The sequence below is a fragment of the Mesorhizobium sp. M7A.F.Ca.US.005.03.2.1 genome (assembly GCF_003997795.1).
Taxonomy (GTDB): Bacteria; Pseudomonadota; Alphaproteobacteria; order Rhizobiales; family Rhizobiaceae; genus Mesorhizobium; species Mesorhizobium ciceri.
Genome location: NZ_RZRP01001288.1, coordinates 1 through 1155 on the forward strand (window position 1 = coordinate 1; position 1155 = coordinate 1155).

General features: G+C 54.0%; 2 protein-coding genes. Both read left to right on the forward strand.

Translation table 11 applies throughout. The features are described from left to right. Positions 1 to 341: 341 nt before the first annotated feature. Complete coding sequence (locus tag EN991_RS37115; protein ID WP_024505425.1) at positions 342 to 623, forward strand: hypothetical protein; 282 nt, start codon at positions 342 to 344, stop codon at positions 621 to 623. A 162-nt stretch (positions 624 to 785) separates the two neighbouring features. Next, positions 786 to 1155 (forward strand): cyclic nucleotide-binding domain-containing protein (locus EN991_RS37120; protein WP_164769703.1); only part of this gene is annotated, 370 nt, incomplete at its 3' end.

Consider the following 1155-nt stretch of genomic DNA (forward strand, 5'->3'; position numbering starts at 1 on the left):
CCCTTAGGGAGTAGCCAGGCCGGCTCGCCACCGAAGCAAATTGCCCGCACACACCCCCCGCATGCATATTCCTGCCATCATGCCCTCCCCGGTTCGGTCGTAGGCATGCTTCCTGCGCCGCTTATCAGCAAGGTACCGCAAGGTGATAGGGACGTCGTAGCTACGGCAAATTCGGTAGCACTTGCCTCTGTGTCGCTGCCTCAAAGCGGGATAGTATGCTTTGGGAAGATGCCTGACGCCACATTGAACGACCTCTCCCGATCATGGAAATGCGGTTAATTCGTCAAGGCGTTGTAACTTTGAGACGTGAACCATCTTGTCCGAACGGTTGAGACGCAACGATGGCCAAAAAAAAAGTCCGTGCGAGACCCAGCAGTGACCTTCTGAAACTGCTTGCCACAAGGCCTAGAGCGGTGGCGCTTGCTGCGCTGCACGTGAGTGAATCCGTGCTGCTGGAACTCGAAGCGTCCGAGCTTTTGTCAGCAGCAGAGATTAGAGGGCTACTTAAGGACGCGTCGATGACGTTACGAAATGCCGCCGAGCAAGCGGACAATCGCAGCTGCCTCGTCGCCAGCGAAATAGTCGATTCCATGCGGGAAAATTTCAAGAGAAATAAGACTTAACCTGTCGCCATCGGCCGACCGGGAAAAACTTGTTATCTTCAACCAAAACTGCCGTTGCCACGTCATCGATAGTGCATTGGAGCATATTCTTCACATCAATTTTAATGTACGGTGTATGCGAGGGAGGTAGTTCGGGCAGTAGTTGGGCGGGGTTGCTTCTGAATGACGCCACATCCATTTTTGCGCGGGAATGAAAAACGCCTGTCGTATGAGGACGATACGGCGCTGATCAAAAGGCTGGGATTCACGCCGAAGCGCTATCTGGCGGAGACGGTCATCGTCAATCAGGGCGAGGATTGCGATCGCATGTTCATTGTCGAGTCGGGCTGGGGGTGCATTTCTCATGAACTTGCCGGCGGGCAGCGACAGATTCTAGATTTTGCACTGAAAGGCGACATCGTCCTACCTCAGTCCTACTCGGGCAGGGCTCTTGAAACGTTTGTGGCTCAAACCGAAATTTCAGTTCTGGTGGCTTCGACCAAGACATTTGCCGTTGCGGCCATGCAGTCGCCCCATCTGTTCTCCCTTGTTC

Excerpts from the sequence above, each read along its gene's own strand:
- EN991_RS37115 (WP_024505425.1), top strand. The coding sequence starts at position 342 with ATGGCCAAAAAAAAAGTCCGTGCGAGACCCAGCAGTGACCTTCTGAAA.